Source organism: Streptomyces sp. NPDC043952, from assembly GCF_056435325.1.
The window spans coordinates 315,823-334,529 of the sequence record NZ_JBWKES010000001.1; the positions used below are offsets into that span (position 1 = coordinate 315,823).

Genomic DNA, 18,707 nt, shown 5'->3' on the forward strand with positions numbered 1-18,707 from the left:
ACTGGAGGAACACGTGACCACGGCGACCACCGCTCCGGCGGCCGAGAAGAAGAAGGGCGCCGGCGTGATGGCCGTGCTGCAGCGCATCGGCCGCAGCCTGATGCTGCCGGTGGCGGTACTGCCGGCCGCCGCCCTCCTGGTCCGCCTCGGCAACACCGACATGCTGGGCCGCCCGGACTTCCCGGCGTTCCTGACGAAGATCGCGTCCTTCATGGCGGCGGGCGGCAACGCCATCCTCGACAACATGCCGCTGCTGTTCGCGGTCGGCATCGCGATCGGCTTCGCGAAGAAGTCGGACGGCTCGACGGCGCTCGCCGCGGTCGTCGGCTACCTGGTCTTCAAGAACGTCCTGGGCACGTTCACCGACAAGAGCCTGCCGAAGGTGGCCACCGCCGTCGACGGCAAGGTGGTCATGGTCAACGCCCCGGCGGACGCCAAGGTCCTCGGCGGCGTGGTGATGGGCCTCGTCGTCGCCCTGATCTACCAGCGCTTCTACCGCACCAAGCTGCCCGACTGGGCGGGCTTCTTCGGCGGCCGCCGGCTCGTCCCGATCCTCTCGGCCTTCGCCGGTCTGGTGCTCGGCATCGTCTTCGGCTACATCTGGCCGATCCTCGGCACGGGGCTGCACAACTTCGGCGAGTGGCTGGTCGGCTCGGGCGCGGTCGGCGCGGGCATCTTCGGTGTCGCCAACCGCGCGCTGCTCCCGATCGGCATGCACCACCTGCTGAACTCCTTCCCCTGGCTCCAGGCCGGCGAGTACCACGGCAAGAGCGGCGACATCGCCCGCTTCCTGGCCGGTGACCCGACCGCGGGCCAGTTCATGACCGGTTTCTTCCCGATCATGATGTTCGGCCTGCCGGCCGCCTGCCTCGCCATCGTGCACTGCGCCCGCCCCGAGCGCCGCAAGGTCGTCGGCGGCATGATGCTCTCGCTCGCGCTGACGTCCTTCGTCACCGGTGTCACGGAGCCCATCGAGTTCACGTTCATGTTCATCGCACCGGCCCTGTACGCGATCCACGCGGTGCTCACCGGTGTCTCGCTGGCGCTGACCTGGGCGCTGGGCATGAAGGACGGCTTCGGCTTCTCCGCCGGCGCGATCGACTTCCTGCTGAACCTGGGCATAGCCAGCAACCCGTGGGGCCTGGCCCTGGTCGGCGTGTGCTTCGGCGCCGTGTACTACGTCGTCTTCCGCTTCGCCATCACCAAGTTCAACCTGCCCACTCCGGGCCGCGAGTCCGACGAGGAACTCGCCGAACTCCAGAAGGCCGAGGCCAAGTAGTACCCGCGCGAGACGAGGGCCCCGGAACCCTGGAGGTTCCGGGGCCCTCGTCCTGTCGTACCGTCCCTCAGACCTCGTACACCGCGCCCGGTGCCGCCAGTTCCACCGGGCCGGCGAAGGCCGCGCGGGCGTCGCGGAGGTTGACCTCCGGGTCGGTCCAGGGGGCGATGTGGGTCAGGACCAGGCGGCGGGCGGCGGCGCGGGTGGCGGTCTCGCCGGCCTCGCGGCCGTTGAGATGGAGATCGGGGATGTTCTCCTTGCCGTACGTGAACGCCGCCTCGCACAGGAACAGGTCGGCGTCGCGGGCCAGCTCGTCCAGTACGGGGGTGACCCCGGTGTCCCCGGAGTACGTGAGGGACCTGCCCCCGTGCTCGATGCGGATGCCGAACGCTTCCACGGGGTGGCGGACCCGGTCGGTGTGCACCGTGAAGGGGCCGATCTCGAACGTGGCCGGCTTGACGGTGCGGAAGTCGAAGACCTCGCCCATCGAGGAGGCGGCGGGCGTGTCGCCGTGCGCCGTGGTCAGACGGTGCTCGGTGCGCTCGGGGCCGTAGACCGGCAGCGCGGGGCAGCGGCCGCCGTCGTGGCGGTAGTAGCGCGCCACGAAGTACCCGAGCATGTCGATGCAGTGATCGGCGTGCAGATGGCTGAGGAAGATCGCGTCGAGGTCGTAGAGACCGCAGTGGCGCTGCAACTCGCCCAGGGCGCCGTTGCCCATGTCGAGAAGCAGCCGGAAGCCGTCGGCCTCGACGAGGTAGCTCGAACAGGCCGATTCCGCGGACGGGAACGACCCCGAGCAGCCGACGACGGTGAGCTTCATGAAGCAGAAACCTCCGTAGGCGAAGACAGGTGGGCCGAGGGCCCCACAGGGACAGGGCACCTCGGAAAGGGCTGACGGGGGTCGTGCGGTCCGTCGAGCGTACGGCGCCCGGCGGCGGGCCGCTCCTTCGCCAGGGGCCGTTGTGGGCGAACTCACCTGTGCTGTCACCGGTTCGGCTGGCCCCAGGGGCGCACGGGATCCGTACAAGGGCGCGCGTCTTCGGCCGCGCGCCGGTAACGTCGTCGTATGGACACGTCCTGGTGGCTGGCGCTCGCCGCGGTGGTGCTGCTCGCGCTGGTGGCCTCGGTCATCGACGGCTGGGGCCGCGGGCGCCGGCCCGGCGGGCGGCGGCTGCGGCCACCGGGCCGGCCCGGCACCAGGGAGCGGCACGCGGCGCCGGGGCCCGGCGGGCTCCCGTCACCCGGTGACATCTGGTGGGCGAACGTGCCGTACGAGGACCGCGCGGAGGTCAAGGACCGGCCCTGTCTGGTGCTGGCGGTGCGCGGGGACCGGGCCACGGTCGCGAAGATCACCACCAAGTACCACGACGAGCGCGCCGGGGTGATCCCGCTGCCGCCCGGCGCGGTGGGCGACGCGCGGGGCCGCCCGAGCTTCCTCCAGACCGACGAGCTGCGCGAGGTGCCGGTGGGCGACTTCCGCCGCCGGGTGGGAGTGGTCGACCCGGTCCTGTGGGACCAGGTGCGCCACCTCGCCCGTTAGCGGCGCGTCAGTTGCTTTTCACCGTCACGGTGACCGTCCATTCCTGGATGCCCTTGCAGGACATCTGGCCGGGGGCGGTGGCGCACATGGGGCGGGAGGACGTGAGCTTTCCGGTGCCGGGCGCGCTCGCCCGGTAGGCGGCCTCGGCGTTGCCGGGCCGTATGACGAGGCCGGAGTTGACCGGCTTGAGGGCGCCGCCGGTGACGGTGACCGGCTTCCAGGGGCGTTCCTTGGTGCCGCCGAGGCTGAGCCGTATCTCTCCGCCCTTGGCGACGCAGAGGGTACGGCCGCTGTCGGCGGCCGTCAGCCGCACCTGGTCGCGGCACACCGGGCCGCCGGGGACCGGGGAGACCTTCGCGCTGCCGGTGGAGCCGGTGTGGGTGCCGCAGCCGGCGAGGAGCAGCGGGGTGGCCGCGAGGGCGAGAAGTGTCGTACGGCGCATGGGGGGACCGCCTTTCCGCGGGGCCGCCGGTCGGCCCGCCTGGTACGGATGGGACGTACCGCGGCCCCGGACGGATCCCGCCACGGGGCAAAGTACCGGCCAACGAACGGATCCCGCACGCGGAGTTCCGCGTGCGGGATCGCAGGGTGGTTCAGGTGGTGCGGGTGGCGCGGGTGATCAGCTGGTGGTCAGGGACGTGTCGTCCACGACGAAGCTGGTCTGGAGCGAGGAGTCCTCCACGCCGTTGAACTTCAGGGTGACCGTCTGGCCCGCCAGCGAGGACAGGTCGAAGGTCTTCTGGACGTAACCCGTGGACTTGTTGAGGTTCGAGTACGAGGCCAGGGTGGTCGAACCGGCGGTGACCGTCAGCTTGTCGTACGCGGTGCTGGTGCTGGTCTCCGCGGTGTCGATGTGCAGGTAGAAGGAGAGGGTCGCCTTGCAGCCCGCGGGGATCGTCACCGACTGGGACAGCGAGTCGGTGTGCGAGGTGCCGTAGCCGTCCAGCCACGCCTTGTACGAGCCGGTGTGGGCGGCCTCACCGCTGTCGTTGGTGATGACGCCGCTGGAGGCGGTCCAGCCGGTGTTGCCCGACTCGAAGCCGGGGTTGGCGAGCAGCTGCGTCGAGGTGCAGCCGCCGCCACCGCCGCTGGTGCTCACGGTCCAGGTGAAGGAGGTGGAGCCGGTGGCGCCGGTGGAGTCGGTCGCCGTGACGGTGACCTGGTAGGTGCCCGCGGTGGACGCGGTGCCGGAGATCACACCGGTGGAGCTGTTGATCGACAGGCCGGTCGGCAGGCCGGAGGCGCTGTAGGTCAGGGCCGCGCCCGCGCTGTCCGACGCCTTGATCGAGAGGCTGACGGAGCTGCCGGTCGTGGTGGACTGGTTGCCCGGATTGGTGACGGAGACGGTGTTGCCGCCGGTGCTGCCGCCCGCGGTGAAGGCGGTGGTGCCGTTCGGGGTGCCCCAGCCGGTCGGGCCGTCGTAGCCGGTCTGCGCCTTGCAGTAGTACGCCGTGGAGCAGGAGCCGTTGGAGCCGCTCGTCACGTCGTTCAGGTTGCCGGTGTGGCTGTAGGGGTACTTCGCCGGGTAGTCGCTGGAGCCCGGCGTGCCCGCGAGCGCGTAGACGCTGGCGATGATCGGCGAGGAGGCGCTGGTGCCGCCGTAGACCGCCCAGCCGCTGCCGCCGTAGGTGTCGTAGACCGCCACACCGGTGGCCGGGTCGGCGACCGCGGAGACGTCGGACTCCATGCGCTTGGAGCAGCCGGAGTCGGTCTGCCAGCTCGGCTTCGGGTCGTACGCCGAGCAGCCGGAGCCGGTGCCCTCGGTGGAGCTGGTGTTCCACACCGACTCGCTCCAGCCACGGGAGTTGGAGGCGGTGGTCAGCGCGGTGCCGCCGACGGCGGTCACGTACTGGGAGGTCGCCGGGTACTCGGCACCGTAGCCCTCGTCACCGGCGGAGACGGTGATCGCGACGCCCGGGTGCTTGAAGTACTGGGTGTCCTCGCTGGTCTGCGAGGAGTCCTCGGAGCCGCCCCAGCTGTTGGAGACGAACTTGGCGCCCAGCGCGACGGCCTCGTTCTCGGCCGCGCCCAGGTCCGCGTCGGTGGCCGAGTTGGCCTCCACGAGGACGATGTTGCAGTTCGGGCAGACCGCGCTGACCATGTCGATGTCGAGCATCTCTTCGCCGGCCCAGCCGCTGTCGTTGGTCGGCAGCGAGGTGGTGGAGCCGGTCTGGCTGACCTGCTTGAAGCAGCCGTTGGCCTTGGTGCAGGCGGACAGGCCGTACTGGGACCGGTAAGTGGCCAGGTCCGACTCGGCGTTGGGGTCGTTGTAGGCGTCGACGATGCCCACGGTCATGCCCGAACCGGCCGTGGTGGGCAGGTTGTAGGCGCTGTGCAGGTTGGCCGGGGAGAGCCCGGACGGCGTGGCGTCGGGCGCGATCGCCGCTTCCAGCTTCTGCTTGATGTCCGTGCGGCGCTGGGCGAAGCAGGACACGTGGCCCGGCGTGTGGTCCGCGGCGCACAGGTGGGTCGTGGGGACCTTCTGCCCGGCCTTGCCGGTCGAGTGGAAGGTCTGCCGCTGGGGGGCGGTCAGCGCCTGGTTGTTCGTGGTGACCTTGCTGGTCGCCGGGTGGGCCGCGACGGCGGGCTGGGCCGCGCCGGCCGTCGGTGCGGCGGCGAATCCGGCGACGGTCAGGGAGAGAGCGGGAAAGGCGACGGCCAGAAGTCTTCGCGCACTTCGGGTTCGCCCGCTCGGGCGTGACTCACGCATGTGGGTACTGCCTCCATCGGGAAGTGGGGTTTCTCGCACTGGTTGGCAGCCCGTGACGCGCGTAGCGGCGACCACGCAGTCATGAGCATGACACCTCAGACACTCGTCGTGTCGGCTGAACGTGACATGACAGGGTGCGGGAGGAACCTAGCCCCGGCGGGCGGCTACCGGGCAGTACCGGACGGATTTCTTTGCTCGTCCATAGGAACGGCTTAGCCCCCTCGTGAGAGGGGGCTGGTGAGCGCTTGAGACGTAACCCGGCCGAAACTCAGGCCCAGAGCTGGCCCTGGAGGGTGTCGATGGCGGCCTCCGTGGTGGCGGCCGTGTAGACGCCGGTGGAGAGGTACTTCCAGCCGCCGTCGGCCACGACGAAGACGATGTCCGCGGACTCCCCCGCCTTGACCGCCTTGCGGCCGACGCCGATCGCGGCGTGCAGGGCGGCGCCGGTGGAGATACCCGCGAAGATGCCCTCCTGCTGGAGGAGTTCACGGGTGCGGGTGACCGCGTCGGCGGAGCCCACCGAGAAGCGGGTGGTGAGGACGGAGGCGTCGTACAGCTCGGGGACGAAGCCCTCGTCCAGGTTGCGCAGGCCGTAGACCAGGTCGTCGTAGCGCGGCTCGGCGGCCACGATGCGCACATCCGGCTTGTGCTCGCGCAGATAGCGGCCGACGCCCATCAGGGTGCCGGTGGTGCCGAGGCCCGCGACGAAGTGGGTGACCGAGGGCAGGTCGGCGAGGATCTCCGGGCCGGTGGTGGCGTAGTGCGCGCCCGCGTTGTCCGGGTTGCCGTACTGATAGAGCATCACCCAGTCGGGGTGCTCGGCCGACAGCTCCTTGGCCACCCGTACCGCGGTGTTCGAGCCGCCCGCGGCCGGCGAGGAGATGATCTCCGCGCCCCACATGCCGAGCAGGTCCCGGCGCTCCTGGGAGGTGTTCTCCGGCATCACGCACACCATCCGGTACCCCTTGAGCTTGGCCGCCATGGCCAGCGAGATGCCGGTGTTGCCGGAGGTCGGCTCCAGGATGGTGCAGCCGGGGGTGAGCCGGCCGTCCTTCTCCGCCTGCTCGATCATGTGCAGCGCGGGCCGGTCCTTGACCGAGCCGGTGGGGTTGCGGTCCTCCAGCTTCGCCCAGATGCGGACCTCGGGGGACGGCGACAGCCGCGGCAGGCACACCAGAGGGGTGTTGCCCACCGCGGCCAGCGGGGAGTCGTAGCGCATGCCGCTCGCGGCCGATCAGCGCATCCCGCCGGCGACGGCCGGCAGGATCGTGACGTTGTCGCCGTCGGACAGCTTGGTGTTGATGCCGTCCAGGAAGCGGACGTCCTCGTCGTTCAGGTAGACGTTGACGAACCGGCGCAGCTGGTCGCCGTCCACGATGCGGGCCTGGATGCCCGTGTACCGGCTCTCCAGGTCGGTGAACAGCTCGGCGAGGGTGTTCCCGCTGCCCTCCACGGCCTTCTGGCCGTCGGTGTACGTGCGGAGGATGGTCGGGATGCGGACCTCGATGGCCATGGTTGCGGGCTCCTGTCGGAAGAGTCTTCGGGGGCTGCGGGCTCGGTACGCCAGCCGAGGAGCGCACCTCCTCAGAGGCCGAGGGCGCGCACCACAGTCGTAACCATGGGCTCATCGTATCGATTCCCGGTCACCGGACCCGAATGTGATCCCATCTGGCGGACGAATCCCGCTCGGATGCTGAGATCAGTAGCTTTCGACGACCCTGACCTCCTCCTCGGTGACCTCTCCGTCCACGATCCGGAAGGACCGGAACTGGAACTCGCCGAGGCCGTCGGTGTCCGCCGTGGAGACCAGGACGTAGTGGGCGCCGGGCTCGTTGGCGTACGAGATGTCCGTGCGGGAGGGGTACGCCTCGGTCGCGGTGTGCGAGTGGTAGATGACCACCGGCTCCTCGTCGCGGTCGTCCAGCTCCCGGTAGAGCTTGAGCAGATCGCCGGAGTCGAACTCGTAGAAGGTCGGCGACATGGCCGCGTTCAGCATCGCGATGAACCGCTCGGGGCGGTCCGAACCGGCCGGCCCCGCGACGACGCCGCACGCCTCGTCGGGGTGGTCCTCGCGGGCATGGGCGACGATCTGGTCGTACAGGGCGCGGGTGATGGTCAGCATGCCCGCCAGGATAAGCACAGAGAAAAAGGGGCCGCGCGGAGCGCGTCAGGCAGGGTGGCGGCGGGTGACGGGCGGGCCGCCTCGTACCGAGGGATGGTACGAGACGGCCCGCATGCTGGACGTCCTGAGCGGCGGCCGCCGGGGGCGCCACGAGTGCTCCCGGCGGCCGGACGTCCCGGAGGGGGTCCGGCGGTGGCGTCAGCGCTTGGCGAAGGCCGCGGCCTGCGGGTTGCGGCGCTTGAGCACCGCGTACGAGACGCCGAGGATCGCACCCCACAGCGGCGCGCAGTACAGCGAGACCCTGGCGTCCTTGTCGATGCCCATCAGCACGATCACCATGCCGATGAACAGCAGCGCGAGGACGCTGGCGTACGGGGCGCCGGGGGCCCGGAACTCCGAGCGGGGCAGCAGCCCGCGGTCGGACGCCCTCCGGTAGCGGATGTGGCAGATCAGGATGACGATCCACGCCCACATGCCGGAGATGGTCGCGAAGGAGACGACGTAGTCGAACGCCTTGCCCGGCCACTGGTAGTTGATCCAGACACCGACGAGCATCAGCGCGGCGGAGAACGTGGTGCCGACCAGGGGGGTACCGCTGCGCGTCAGCTTGGTGAACAGCTTGGGGCCCTGGCTGTTGAGCGCCAGGTCACGCAGCATGCGGCCGGTGGAGTACATGCCGGAGTTGCAGGAGGAGAGCGCGGCCGTCAGGACCACGAAGTTGACGATGCCGGCACCGACCGACAGGCCCATCTTCTGGAAGGCGGCCACGAAGGGGCTCACCCCGGCGTGGAACTCGGTCCACGGCACCACCGAGAGGATCATGATCAGCGCGCCGACGTAGAAGACGGCGATCCGCCACGGCACGGTGTTGATCGCCTTGGGCAGCACCTTCTTGGGGTCCTTGGACTCGCCTGCGGTCACCCCGACCAGCTCGACGGCGAGGAAGGCGAACATGACCATCTGGAGCGTCATCAGGGTGCCGCCGACGCCGTGCGGGAAGAAGCCGCCCTCGTTCCACAGGTGGCTCACCGAGGCCGTGTCGCCGGCGTCGGAGAAGCCGATCGTCAGAATGCCCGCGCAGATCAGGATCATGCCCATGATCGCGGTCACCTTGACCATGGAGAACCAGAACTCCAGCTCGCCGAAAAGCTTCACGGAGATCAAGTTGGCGGCGTAGAGCACGATCGTGAAGATCAGCGCCGAGGCCCACTGCGGAATGCTGAACCAGTACGTCATGTAGGCGGCCGCGGCCGTGACCTCGGTGATGCCGGTGACCACCCAGAACAGCCAGTACGTCCAGCCGGTGACAAAGCCCGCGAAGGGGCCGATGAACTCGCGCGCGTACTCCGAGAACGAGCCGGAGACCGGGCGGTACATCAGCAGTTCGCCGAGCGCGCGCATGATGAAGAAGATGACGAGGCCCGCGATGGCGTACGCCAGGATCAGGCTGGGTCCCGCCTTGGAAATGCCCTTGCCCGCGCCGAGGAACAGACCGGTGCCGATGGCACCGCCGATGGCGATCATCTGGATCTGGCGGGAGCCGAGCCCGCGCTGATAACCCTCGCCCTCGCCGCCCTCCGCCCGCGCGGACTCGGTGCCGTCGGAACGCTGGTCGACCTGCGCTGAGGTCATGGTGGTGCGCCTTTCTCCATTCCGGTCCCGGCCTTTCGTCGGCCGCGGACCGGGTTTCGAATCCCCCCGGATTGATGGAGTCGTTGCCTGGCCGACGGTCGTCGGCTCGGTGGCGCACCCGGCCGAACAAGGGTGGTGTTCGCCGGGCGGTCGTGAAGATTTATCACGACCGCAATATTGATCGGGGGACGGAAATGTGGCGCGCTTCACAGGGAAAAGCGGACAAAGAGCGAGCGAATGCGGCAAACCAGGCCGCAACGGTGACGGGATCGTTATCCGGATTTGAGCGTCCGCTGAGCGAACGCCCAAATCCCCGCAGTCACCGACATCACGGCATAAGGGTCGACACCAGGGTCTCCTGGAGGCCGCCCAGCCACAGATAGGCCATCACCATCGGCTTGCGCGGGTCCTCGTCGGGGAGCCGGTAGAGCAGCTCGGTGTCGTCGTCTTCCGCGATCTCCAGCCGGGAGCCGATCGCGAGGCGCAGGTCGTTCAGTGAGCCGAGCCAGCGCCGGGACTCCTCGGGGGACAGCTTCAGCACGGCGCCGCCCTCGTCCACCGGGGCGAGCGCGTCCAGGCTGCGGATCACCGCGAGCGCGTTCTCCCGCTTGCCGGCCCGCAGGTCGTTCTCCGTGAAGCGGCGGAACTCGGCGGAGTGCGCGCGCCGCTCCTCGGCCTGTGCGGGCGAGTCCGGGGCCTGCTCCGGGTCGCAGTAGGCGTCCGGGAAGAGGCGGCGCAGCACCGGGTCGGCGGGCGGCTCGCTCGGGCCCTGCGCGAACAGCTCGGCGAGCGGGTCGCTGGGGGCGTCCGCGCCGGGGCCCGGTCCGATCAGCTCCAGGAGCTGGACGGCGAGCGAGCGGATGATGGAGATCTCGACGTCGTCGAGCGCGACGGCCGCGCCGCCGCCGGGGAGCGGTTCGAAGTGTCCGGGCATGAAATCGGGTCGCTACTTCCGGTCCTGCTGGAGGGTGGCCCACAGACCGTAGCCGTGCATCGCCTGCACGTCGCGCTCCATCTCCTCGCGGCTTCCGCTGGAGACGACCGCCCGGCCCTTGTGGTGGACGTCGAGCATGAGCTTGGTGGCCTTGTCCTTGGAGTAGCCGAAGTACGTCTGGAAGACGTACGTCACATAGCTCATGAGGTTGACCGGGTCGTTGTGCACGATGGTGACCCAGGGGACGTCGGGCTCGGGTACGGCGAAGACCTCCTCCGCCGACTCGGTGCGTTCGATCTCTACGGGCGCGGGTGACGTCACAGTGCCCATGCTGCCACGGGCCCCGGAAATCGTCACACTGACGAATAGGGGGTACCATCCTGGCCATGGACACAGCGGACCTTCGGCTGCCGGTGGATGTTCCCTCGACGGCACTCTTCACGGACCAGTACGAGCTGACGATGTTGCAGGCCGCGCTGAAGGCCGGTACGGCCGAGCGGCGCAGCGTGTTCGAGGTCTTCACCCGGCGGCTGCCGGAGGGGCGGCGCTACGGCGTGGTCGCGGGCACCGGGCGCGTCCTGGACGCGGTGGAGAACTTCCGCTTCGACGAGGACGTCCTCGGCTTCCTGCGCGAGCAGCGGATCGTCGACGAGGAGACCCTGGCGTGGCTGGCCGGATACCGGTTCACCGGGGACATCTGGGGCTACCCCGAGGGCGAGGTGTACTTCCCCGGTTCCCCGATCCTGCGCGTGGAGGGCAGCTTCGCCGAGTGCGTGCTGCTGGAGACGGTGATCCTCTCCATCCTCAACCACGACTCGGCGATCGCGGCCGCCGCCTCCCGGATGGCCTCCGCCGCGGGGGACCGCCCGCTGATCGAGATGGGCGCCCGCCGCACCCACGAGCTGGCGGCCGTCGCCGCCGCCCGCGCCGCCTACGTGGGCGGTTTCGCCACCACGTCCGACCTCGCGGCCGGCTTCCGCTACGGCATCCCGACCGTCGGCACCTCCGCGCACGCCTTCACCCTGCTGCACGACCACGAGCGGGACGCCTTCCAGGCCCAGGTGGACACCCTGGGCCCCGGCACCACGCTGCTGGTGGACACGTACGACGTCACCGAGGCGGTCCGTACGGCGGTGGAGGTGGCCGGGCCCGAGCTGGGCGCGGTGCGCATCGACTCCGGCGACCTGCTCCTGGTCGCGCACCGGGTCCGCCAGCAGCTCGACGAGCTGGGCGCGACCGACACCAAGATCGTGGTCACCTCCGACCTGGACGAGTACGCCATCGCCTCGCTGGCCGCGGCCCCCGTGGACGCGTACGGCGTGGGCACCCAGCTGGTCACCGGCTCCGGGCATCCGACCGCCTCCATGGTCTACAAGCTGGTCGCGCGCGCCGAGACCGCGGACCCGCAGGCCCCGCTGGTGCCGGTCGCGAAGAAGTCCAGCGGCGGCAAGGCGTCCGTCGGCGGCCGCAAGTGGGCGGCGCGGCGGCTGGACGCGGACGGGGTGGCCGAGGCGGAGGTCGTGGGCACCGGACCGGTGCCGGCAAAGCTCGCGGACCGGCAGTTGCTCATCCGGCTGGTGGAGGACGGCCGGGTCGTGGCGCGCGAGCCGCTGGACGTGCCGCGCGCGCGGCACATCGCCGCGCGGGCGAACCTCCCGCTGTCCGCGACGCAGCTGTCGCGGGGGGAACCGGTGCTCCCGACGGAGTACGTGCACGAACGCTCGGGTAGCTAGAGCGGGACCACTGCCCGCCCCCTCCCCCAAGGGCCCGGAATTCTCTAGGCTCGGGTACTTCACCACCAGGAGAAGGACACCATCATGCGTCGCGCGTTGATCGTCGTGGATGTGCAGAACGACTTCTGCGAGGGGGGCAGCCTCGCGGTGGCCGGGGGCGCGGACGTGGCCGCCGCGATCACCGAGCTGATCGGGCAGGCGGGCGGCACCGGGTACCGCCATGTGGTGGCCACACGGGACTGCCATATCGCGCCCGGCGGCCACTTCGCGGACGACCCGGACTACGTGCGCTCCTGGCCGGCGCACTGCGTCGCCGGCACGGAGGGCGTGGGCTTCCACCCCAACTTCGCCCCCGCGGTCGCCTCCGGCGCGATCGACGCCGTCTTCGACAAGGGCGCCTACTCCGCGGCCTACAGCGGCTTCGAGGGCACCGACGAGAACGACACCCCGCTCGCCGACTGGCTGCGCGCCCGCGAGGTCGACGAGGTGGACGTGGTGGGCATCGCCACCGACCACTGCATCCGGGCGACCGCCCTGGACGCCGTCCGGGAAGGCTTCCGCACCCAGGTCCTGCTGGACCTGACGGCGGGCGTCTCCCCGGCGACGACGGAGAAGGCCCTGGAGGAGCTGCGGGAAGCGGGCGTGGAGCTGACGGGAAAGCCGGTCGTGAGCGGCTGATCCGCTAGCGCACCACGGCCGACCTGCGCAGCAGGGCCCGGATCGGATGCCACAGCTCCGGCGGCAGGACACCGTTGTCCGCGGGTGCCGTCCGCCATATGAGGCCGTCGGGGTGGTGCAGGACCGCCGTGATCTCGTCCGGCGTCGGAGGCGCGGTGTTGCCCCGCAGGTAGACCGCCCGCAGGCCCAGATTGCGCAGCCGGGTCAGCGCGCGGGCGCGGTTGCGGGCGTGCACCAGGAAGCGCACGCCGACGGCGTCGTACGGCAGGTTCAGCGCGACGACGACCGTGCCGTTCGGCAGTTTGCAGAAGCCTCCAGCGGCCATGCGGTCACATCCCCGTTCCGGTCGGTGTCAATAAGCGAGTCACAGGACGCACCTAAACACGATCGGCGGCGACCCGCCAAGGGGTTGCCGCCGATACGCGTCTGACCTGCGAAGATGCGGACTACTTCACCGCGGGTCCGACCTTGACCGAGATCGTCGAGCCGTCCTTGGCCTCGCGCACGATCGAGATCTTGGTGTTGGTGTCAGTTACCTTCACGGCACCGGCCGGGTTCGCCGGGTCGTAGTAGTCGCTGGTGTGGTCGTTGAAGACCGGGACGCCCTTGGAGGACTTGATCTTCGTGGCGACGTCCGCCTTGTGCAGCGTGATGCCGTCCGTGCGGTACAGGCTGAACGGGGAGTCGTACGCCTGCATCCGGTTGCGCATCAGCGTGCCGTCGCTCCAGCGCAGCGCGGTCGGGTGCGAGTCGACCGGCAGGATCTGGCCGACGCCCGGATGGTCCTTGGCGTTGGTGTTGTTGTCCGCCTGGGACAGGTCCCACTTCCAGATCAACAGGCCGTTCTGGTACGGGTAGTGCTCCACCCAGTCGGGCCGCGCCGCCGAACCGAAGTTGTACGGGCCGGTCTTGAGCGTGGTGTCGTACGACACGTACTGCCGGTTCTCGGCGATGTAGTACTGCTTGTAGTCCTTGGTGAAGGACGCCCCGATGCGGGAGAAGCCGCTGGAGGTCCAGGCGTTGTCCGCCGACTCGGCGTCGTCCGAGAAGACGGGCGTGCCGTCGGCGGTCACCGTGATCTCGTCCGCGGTGAAGCCGTTCTCCGCGACGCCGCCGTCCGTGAGGTAGCGGAAGCGCAGCTGGATCTTCTGTCCGGCGTAGGCGTCCAGGGAGTACGACAGCTTCTTGTTCGTCTCCGAGAAGCCGGTCAGCGCGGGCTTGCCGCCGCCGTCCCGCGGGATGGGCTGACCGTCCGCGGTGCCGTCCAGGGCGGTCCAGTTCGCGCCGCCGTCGGTGGACACCTCGGTGTAGAGGAAGTCGTAGTTGTTCTCGATCGCCCACCAGCCGTCCAGGCTCAGCGTGGCCGAGGACTTGCCGGTGAGGTCGACGGACCGGGTCAGCGTGTTCTTCAGGTCGTTGCCGCTGCCGCTCCACCACTGGGTGGCGCCCTGCGCCGGCTCGGTGATGGTGGTGGTGACCGCCTTGTCGGGCAGGCTGACCACCAGGGCCTGCTTGTTCCTGGTGTTGTACTCGGCGACGCCCAGCTTGTGCGAGGACTTGGTGCCGGCCTTGGCGGTGTCGTAGTTCAGCCAGCCCAGCTGGAGCTTGTCCCAGGCGTTCATGTCGCCGGGCAGGTCGCCGATGGCCTCCTTGCCGGTGCCCAGCCAGGAGCCGGAGGACATCAGGGTCCAGAAGCCGGTGGAGTTGTCGCCGCCGTCGGTGTCGTACTCGTCCGGCAGGCCGAGGTCGTGGCCGTACTCGTGGGCGAAGACGCCGAGTCCGCCGTTCTCCGGCTGGATGGTGTAGTCGCCGACCCAGATGCCGGTGTCGCCGATCTGCGCGCCGCCGAGCTTGTTGGCGGCAGGGCCGGTGGAGCCGGTGTCGGTGCCGAAGGCGTACCAGCGGTGGGCCCAGATGGCGTCCGTGCCCTGGGCGCCGCCGCCCGCGGACTCGTCCTCACCGGCGTGCACCAGCTGGAAGTGGTCTATGTAGCCGTCGGGCTCGTTGAAGTCGCCGTCGCCGTCGTAGTCGTAGCGGTCCCACTGGTCGTACTTGGCGAGGTCCTTCTTGATGTCGGCCTCGGACTTGCCCGCCGCCTTCTGCTGAGCGACCCAGGCGTTCAGGCCGTCGCTGACGACGTTCCACACGCTGGTGCAGTTGGTGGAGCCGCACGCGTTGTTGCCGTAACGGGCCTCGTTGTAGGGGACCTTGACCCAGTCGGAGACCTCGCCATCCACGGAGTAGCGGCCCGAGGACTGCTTCTCGTAGTACTTCTTCAGCGACTCGGTCTTGTTGCCGGTACCGAAGTAGAGGTCCTGGAAGTGCTTCTGGTCGTAGTCCTTCTGCCAGGCCGTGGAGTTGTCCTTCGCACGGTCCGGCGCGGCGATCTGGTTGTGCAGCGGGCCGGGGGTCCCGCCGTACTTCGGGTCGGTCTTGTCGCCGAACTCCACCAGGATGGTGAAGATCTTGTCGGTCTTCTCGCGGCTGAGCTCGACGTACTTGCTCTTGCCCTTGCCGCTCTTGAGCTTGACGACACGGGAGCCGTCGCGCTCCTGCGGGCTCGCCTTGCCCGCGATGAGCTGGTTGAGCGCCTCTTCGCGCTGGGCCTTCTGGGTCTTGCTCAGCGGGCCGTCGAGGTCGTGCGTCTTCTGCCGCACCGGGGCCGGGTCGTGCCGCTGTACAGCGCCGGCCGGGCCCCGCTGGGTGCTCGCCTCCGCGACGGCGAAGGTGGCGAACGTGGCGGAGGCCGCCGCGAGCGTCACACCGATCGCGGCCGCTCTGAACGTCCAGGATCTGCTGGTCACTTGAGTTCCTCCCCCGCGCCCCGCGCGCGGACAGGGGGTTCCCGTGATCGGAAGTCCGTGCGCGCATGACAAGCGCGTGTTCAAGTGACGTAATTTGACTAGAGGTTTAGAAGAAAAGACAGACCTTGACTCGGTAAGGTCTGGTGCACTATGCGGATTTGACGCTCGCTTTAGGCGCGGCGTGCTTCCTGTGCGCCCCCCATGCATCGGCGGCGTGGGTGAGGTCACGCTTACCTGGACGCACGTTCGGGCATGCAGGCGGGGAGAGCGTCGAACGGCCACCCCGACACCCGAAGACCTCCGAGGACACGATTGCCATGCCTCGTCCGACCGTCGCCCAGCTCGCCTACGGCGCGAGCACCGTGATCTTCTCGACCCTCGCCATGCTGCTGCTCTCCGAGACGGGTTCGGGGGCCGGGATCGCCGTCATCGCCCTCGCGGCGCTCGCGCTCGGGCTGCTGGTCGCGATGACGGTGCCGGCCGGGTCCCGCGGCACACCGCAGGAGGCCGCCGGGACGGCCCCGGAGGAGGAGCGCGTCCCGACGGCCCTGTGAGGTCGTCCGGTCAGCGGCGCGGTTCGGTCTCCGTGCTGACCACGACCGTCTTGGCGGCCTTGTCGTGCAGACCCTGCTTGTAGGGCTTGTCGAAGAAGCTCCAGCCGCCGCAGATCACGGTCCACACACAGGCGCAGCAGAAGGCGAACGGCAGCCACAGCACGAGGGCGCGCACCAGCGAGGTCCCCGCGCTCGGGGTGGCGCCGTCGGAGAGGTTGGCCACCCGCATGCGCAGCCACTTCTTGCCGAGGGTCTGGCCCGTCCTGTGGGTGAGGAAGGTGTCGTAGGCGATGTAGAGCACGGCGGCGATGACGGACTGCCCCAGGGAGCGGGCTGCGTTGATCTGGTCGCCGTTCACGTCGTACTCGCGCACGTTGAACGCCCAGGTGAGCAGGTAGACGACGATGCCGACCAGGATCATGTCGATGATGCGGGCGAGGGTCCGCTTGGCGCTGTCGGCGAGCGGGGGCATGCCGGCGAGGGGGTCGGCGGGGTAGCCGCCGGGGCCGTGCGGACCGCCGCCGTAGGGTCCGCCCCCGTAGGGGCCCCCGCCGGGCGGGGGCTGGCCGCCGCCGTAGGGGCCGCCGCCGTACGGGCCGCCGGAGGGCGGGGGCTGCCGGCCGCCGTAAGGGGGTGGCTGCTGACCCCCGTAAGGAGGCTGCTCGCCGCCCGGCGGCGGGGAGTCGTACGGCGAGCCCTGCCCCTGGTTCGGCGGGGGCGGCTTCCTGAACGGGTCGTCCTCGGGTGGCTGCTCTCCGGAGCCGGGGGGCGGTGCGCTGCTCATGGCCCGAGTGGATCGCGAACCCCCCGGCTCCGCATCCGGCGGACGGCCGTCCGGGGTACGGCCGTCCGGGGTGCCGACGGGAACGCGCCGCCCGGTCAGCCCGCCACGAAGGTGTGCGCCGCCTTGTCGTGCAGGCACTGGTGCCAGGGCCGGTCGAACAGGCACCACAGCACGCCCACGATCCCGATGCCGAGCACCCCCGGAACGCTGTACACCAGCCAGCGGCGCAGCGCGGGGGCGAAGGCCGGGGGTTCGTGGCCCTCGATGTCGCGCACGTCGAGGCCGCACAGCTTCTTGCCGAGGGTGCGGCCCCACTTGACGGTGGGCAGCACCTCGTAGCCGACGCCGAGGAGGAGCAGCACGGCGAGGACGATGCCGAGGCTGGTGCCGGTGGTGCCGTCGAGCAGCCAGACGGTGACCTCGTGCCCCGACTGCCGGGCCGCGTCGACCTTCTGCTGGATGTGGTTGACGGCCCGGATGCCGAGCGGGACGGCCGCGACGGCGGTCACGGCGCCCACCACCACGGTGTCGATCAGCCGGGCCGCGAGCCGCTTGCCCAGTCCGGCGGGGCGGGCGGCGGCCTGTCTGCGCGCCGCCGCCTGGAAGGGGTCCTCCACCGGCGGCTTCCACGGCGCGACGGGCTGCTCCTGCGCCGCTCCCCCGGCCAGTTGGTGCACCTGCTGCGCCCAGGACCCCCCGGCGGGCCCGCCCTGCTGCGGCACCTGGGGGGCGGTGGGCGGGGCGGCGGGCGCGGGCCCCCGGTTCTGCGGCGGCGGCTGTACGGCGCCGAAGCCGGGCTGCGGGGAGGGGGCCGCGGGGGTGGCGGGCGCCGGGGGTGTCGCGGGGGCGGGCGCGGCGACCGGGCCCTGGGTGCCGAGGCCGGGCACGTCGGTCTGCTTAGGCGGCACCGGGCGGATGGTCATCGTGCCGTCGTCCGTACGACCGGTGACCGGCCGCCGGAAGACGAAGGTGCCGGGGTCGGGGGCGTCGTGCCCGGCCGGCGGGACCGCGGTGGTGCCGTCGCCGCGCTCCGCCCGCCCCTCGGGCTGCGCGAAACCCTCGGCGGGCAGCCGGGGGTCGGACGCCCAGGGGGCACCGGCCTGCGCGGGCACCGCGGCCTGGCGCGGGTCGGGGTGCCCGGCGCCGGGCGCGCCCTGCTGCCCGGAGGGGACCCCCTGGTCCCACGGGCCGCCCGGTCCCGGACGGCCCTGCTCACCCGACGGACCCGCGGGCCCCGGCACGCCCGGTGCGCCCGGTGCGCCCGGTGCGCCCGACGGGTGGCCCGACTGGCCTGCCGGGCCCGCCTGTTGGCCGGGTACGCTCGCGCCCGCCGGCCCGGACCGCCCCGGCCGGTCCGCTCCCGCCGGTTGACCGAAAGCACCCGCCTGCCCCCCTTGACCGGGCACGCCCGCCCGGTCCGGAGCGCCGGCCCCGTCCGCCGCGGGCCACTGCCCTGCCGTCCCCGAACCCCCCGCCGCGGGCGCGGAGTTGCCGGTGACCGCCGGTCCGGAGGCCGCCGGTCCGTCGGGTTCCTCGTCGAAGAAGTGCGGGCCCGTCTCCTCCACGGCCGGAGTGACACCGGGGGGTGGGGCGAGCGATTCGCCGTCCTTCGGCGCCGGGCGGCTGGTGCCGGGCACCCAGGCGGCGCCGTTCCAGTACCGGACGTAGCCGGGGATGGACGGGTCCGGGTAGTAGCCCTCGCGGGGCCGGTCGTCACCGGGGGCCGGGGTTGGGGCGCTCATGTCCGTCGTCCCGTATCTGCTCGTGGGTGGGATGGGGCCACCCACATCTATCAGACGCGGGCACGCGCCACCGCCACTCCGGCGGGTCCCACCCCATCCGGTCAATGCCGTGTCCGCTCCCCGGCCCGGTGCGAAAAAAATTTCCCCCGACCCGCGTAATGCCCGGACCGCTGCCCGCTCTCCTCCGGTACGGGC

General features: G+C 70.8%; 18 protein-coding genes. 5 read left to right on the top strand and 13 right to left on the bottom strand.

Annotated elements, in window-relative coordinates; all coding sequences use genetic code 11:
• Window positions 1-13: 13 nt before the first annotated feature.
• Complete coding sequence (locus AC069R_RS01490) at window positions 14-1,279, top strand: PTS transporter subunit EIIC (protein WP_397985746.1); 1,266 nt, start codon at window positions 14-16, stop codon at window positions 1,277-1,279.
• Between the two features lie 67 nt (window positions 1,280-1,346).
• Here AC069R_RS01490 and AC069R_RS01495 read toward each other — a convergent pair whose 3' ends face one another.
• Window positions 1,347-2,099, bottom strand: coding sequence for an MBL fold metallo-hydrolase (locus AC069R_RS01495; protein WP_478763555.1), 753 nt, complete (start codon window positions 2,097-2,099; stop codon window positions 1,347-1,349).
• A gap of 246 nt (window positions 2,100-2,345) precedes the next feature.
• On the opposite strand from AC069R_RS01495, the gene AC069R_RS01500 reads away from it, so the two are divergent.
• On the top strand, window positions 2,346-2,819 hold the full coding sequence (locus AC069R_RS01500) for a type II toxin-antitoxin system PemK/MazF family toxin (RefSeq protein ID WP_478763557.1): 474 nt from the start codon (window positions 2,346-2,348) through the stop codon (window positions 2,817-2,819).
• Window positions 2,820-2,826: 7 nt separating this feature from the next.
• Here AC069R_RS01500 and AC069R_RS01505 read toward each other — a convergent pair whose 3' ends face one another.
• The 8 genes from AC069R_RS01505 to clpS form a co-directional block, all read right to left on the bottom strand.
• On the bottom strand, window positions 2,827-3,261 hold the full coding sequence (locus AC069R_RS01505; protein WP_478763559.1) for a hypothetical protein: 435 nt from the start codon (window positions 3,259-3,261) through the stop codon (window positions 2,827-2,829).
• Window positions 3,262-3,438: 177 nt separating this feature from the next.
• Window positions 3,439-5,529, bottom strand: coding sequence for a putative Ig domain-containing protein (locus AC069R_RS01510; protein WP_478763561.1), 2,091 nt, complete (start codon window positions 5,527-5,529; stop codon window positions 3,439-3,441).
• A 268-nt stretch (window positions 5,530-5,797) separates the two neighbouring features.
• Window positions 5,798-6,748 (bottom strand): PLP-dependent cysteine synthase family protein, encoded by a 951-nt coding sequence (locus AC069R_RS01515; RefSeq protein WP_478763563.1) that lies wholly within the window; start codon window positions 6,746-6,748, stop codon window positions 5,798-5,800.
• A 15-nt stretch (window positions 6,749-6,763) separates the two neighbouring features.
• A complete protein-coding gene (locus AC069R_RS01520) occupies window positions 6,764-7,042 on the bottom strand; it encodes a MoaD/ThiS family protein (protein ID WP_397985740.1) in 279 nt (92 codons plus the stop codon).
• Between the two features lie 186 nt (window positions 7,043-7,228).
• Entirely contained in the window at window positions 7,229-7,651 is a 423-nt protein-coding gene (locus tag AC069R_RS01525; RefSeq protein ID WP_478763566.1) for a M67 family metallopeptidase, read from the bottom strand.
• Between the two features lie 198 nt (window positions 7,652-7,849).
• A complete protein-coding gene (locus AC069R_RS01530) occupies window positions 7,850-9,283 on the bottom strand; it encodes an amino acid permease (protein WP_397985738.1) in 1,434 nt (477 codons plus the stop codon).
• A gap of 328 nt (window positions 9,284-9,611) precedes the next feature.
• Window positions 9,612-10,217, bottom strand: a complete 606-nt coding sequence (locus AC069R_RS01535) for a DUF2017 domain-containing protein (protein ID WP_478763568.1) — start codon at window positions 10,215-10,217, stop codon at window positions 9,612-9,614.
• Window positions 10,218-10,229: 12 nt separating this feature from the next.
• Window positions 10,230-10,547, bottom strand: a complete 318-nt coding sequence (clpS, locus tag AC069R_RS01540; RefSeq protein WP_059249785.1) for an ATP-dependent Clp protease adapter ClpS — start codon at window positions 10,545-10,547, stop codon at window positions 10,230-10,232.
• A 56-nt stretch (window positions 10,548-10,603) separates the two neighbouring features.
• On the opposite strand from clpS, the gene AC069R_RS01545 reads away from it, so the two are divergent.
• Window positions 10,604-11,950, top strand: a complete 1,347-nt coding sequence (locus tag AC069R_RS01545; protein WP_478763570.1) for a nicotinate phosphoribosyltransferase — start codon at window positions 10,604-10,606, stop codon at window positions 11,948-11,950.
• A gap of 84 nt (window positions 11,951-12,034) precedes the next feature.
• Window positions 12,035-12,628, top strand: coding sequence for an isochorismatase family protein (locus AC069R_RS01550; RefSeq protein ID WP_478763572.1), 594 nt, complete (start codon window positions 12,035-12,037; stop codon window positions 12,626-12,628).
• Window positions 12,629-12,632: 4 nt separating this feature from the next.
• Here the strand turns inward: AC069R_RS01550 and AC069R_RS01555 are convergent, their stop codons facing one another.
• Window positions 12,633-12,953 carry a hypothetical protein gene (locus tag AC069R_RS01555; RefSeq protein ID WP_478763574.1) on the bottom strand — a complete coding sequence of 107 codons (321 nt, stop codon included), beginning with the start codon at window positions 12,951-12,953 and terminating at the stop codon, window positions 12,633-12,635.
• Window positions 12,954-13,074: 121 nt separating this feature from the next.
• A complete protein-coding gene (locus tag AC069R_RS01560) occupies window positions 13,075-15,432 on the bottom strand; it encodes an immune inhibitor A domain-containing protein (protein ID WP_478763576.1) in 2,358 nt (785 codons plus the stop codon).
• A 317-nt stretch (window positions 15,433-15,749) separates the two neighbouring features.
• Between AC069R_RS01560 and AC069R_RS01565 the strand changes: the two genes are divergently transcribed.
• On the top strand, window positions 15,750-15,986 hold the full coding sequence (locus tag AC069R_RS01565; protein WP_478763578.1) for a hypothetical protein: 237 nt from the start codon (window positions 15,750-15,752) through the stop codon (window positions 15,984-15,986).
• 10 nt (window positions 15,987-15,996) lie between these two features.
• Here AC069R_RS01565 and AC069R_RS01570 read toward each other — a convergent pair whose 3' ends face one another.
• Window positions 15,997-16,770 (bottom strand): RDD family protein, encoded by a 774-nt coding sequence (locus AC069R_RS01570; RefSeq protein WP_478763580.1) that lies wholly within the window; start codon window positions 16,768-16,770, stop codon window positions 15,997-15,999.
• 95 nt (window positions 16,771-16,865) lie between these two features.
• Window positions 16,866-18,512, bottom strand: coding sequence for an RDD family protein (locus AC069R_RS01575; protein WP_478763582.1), 1,647 nt, complete (start codon window positions 18,510-18,512; stop codon window positions 16,866-16,868).
• Between the last annotated feature and the right edge of the window lie 195 nt (window positions 18,513-18,707).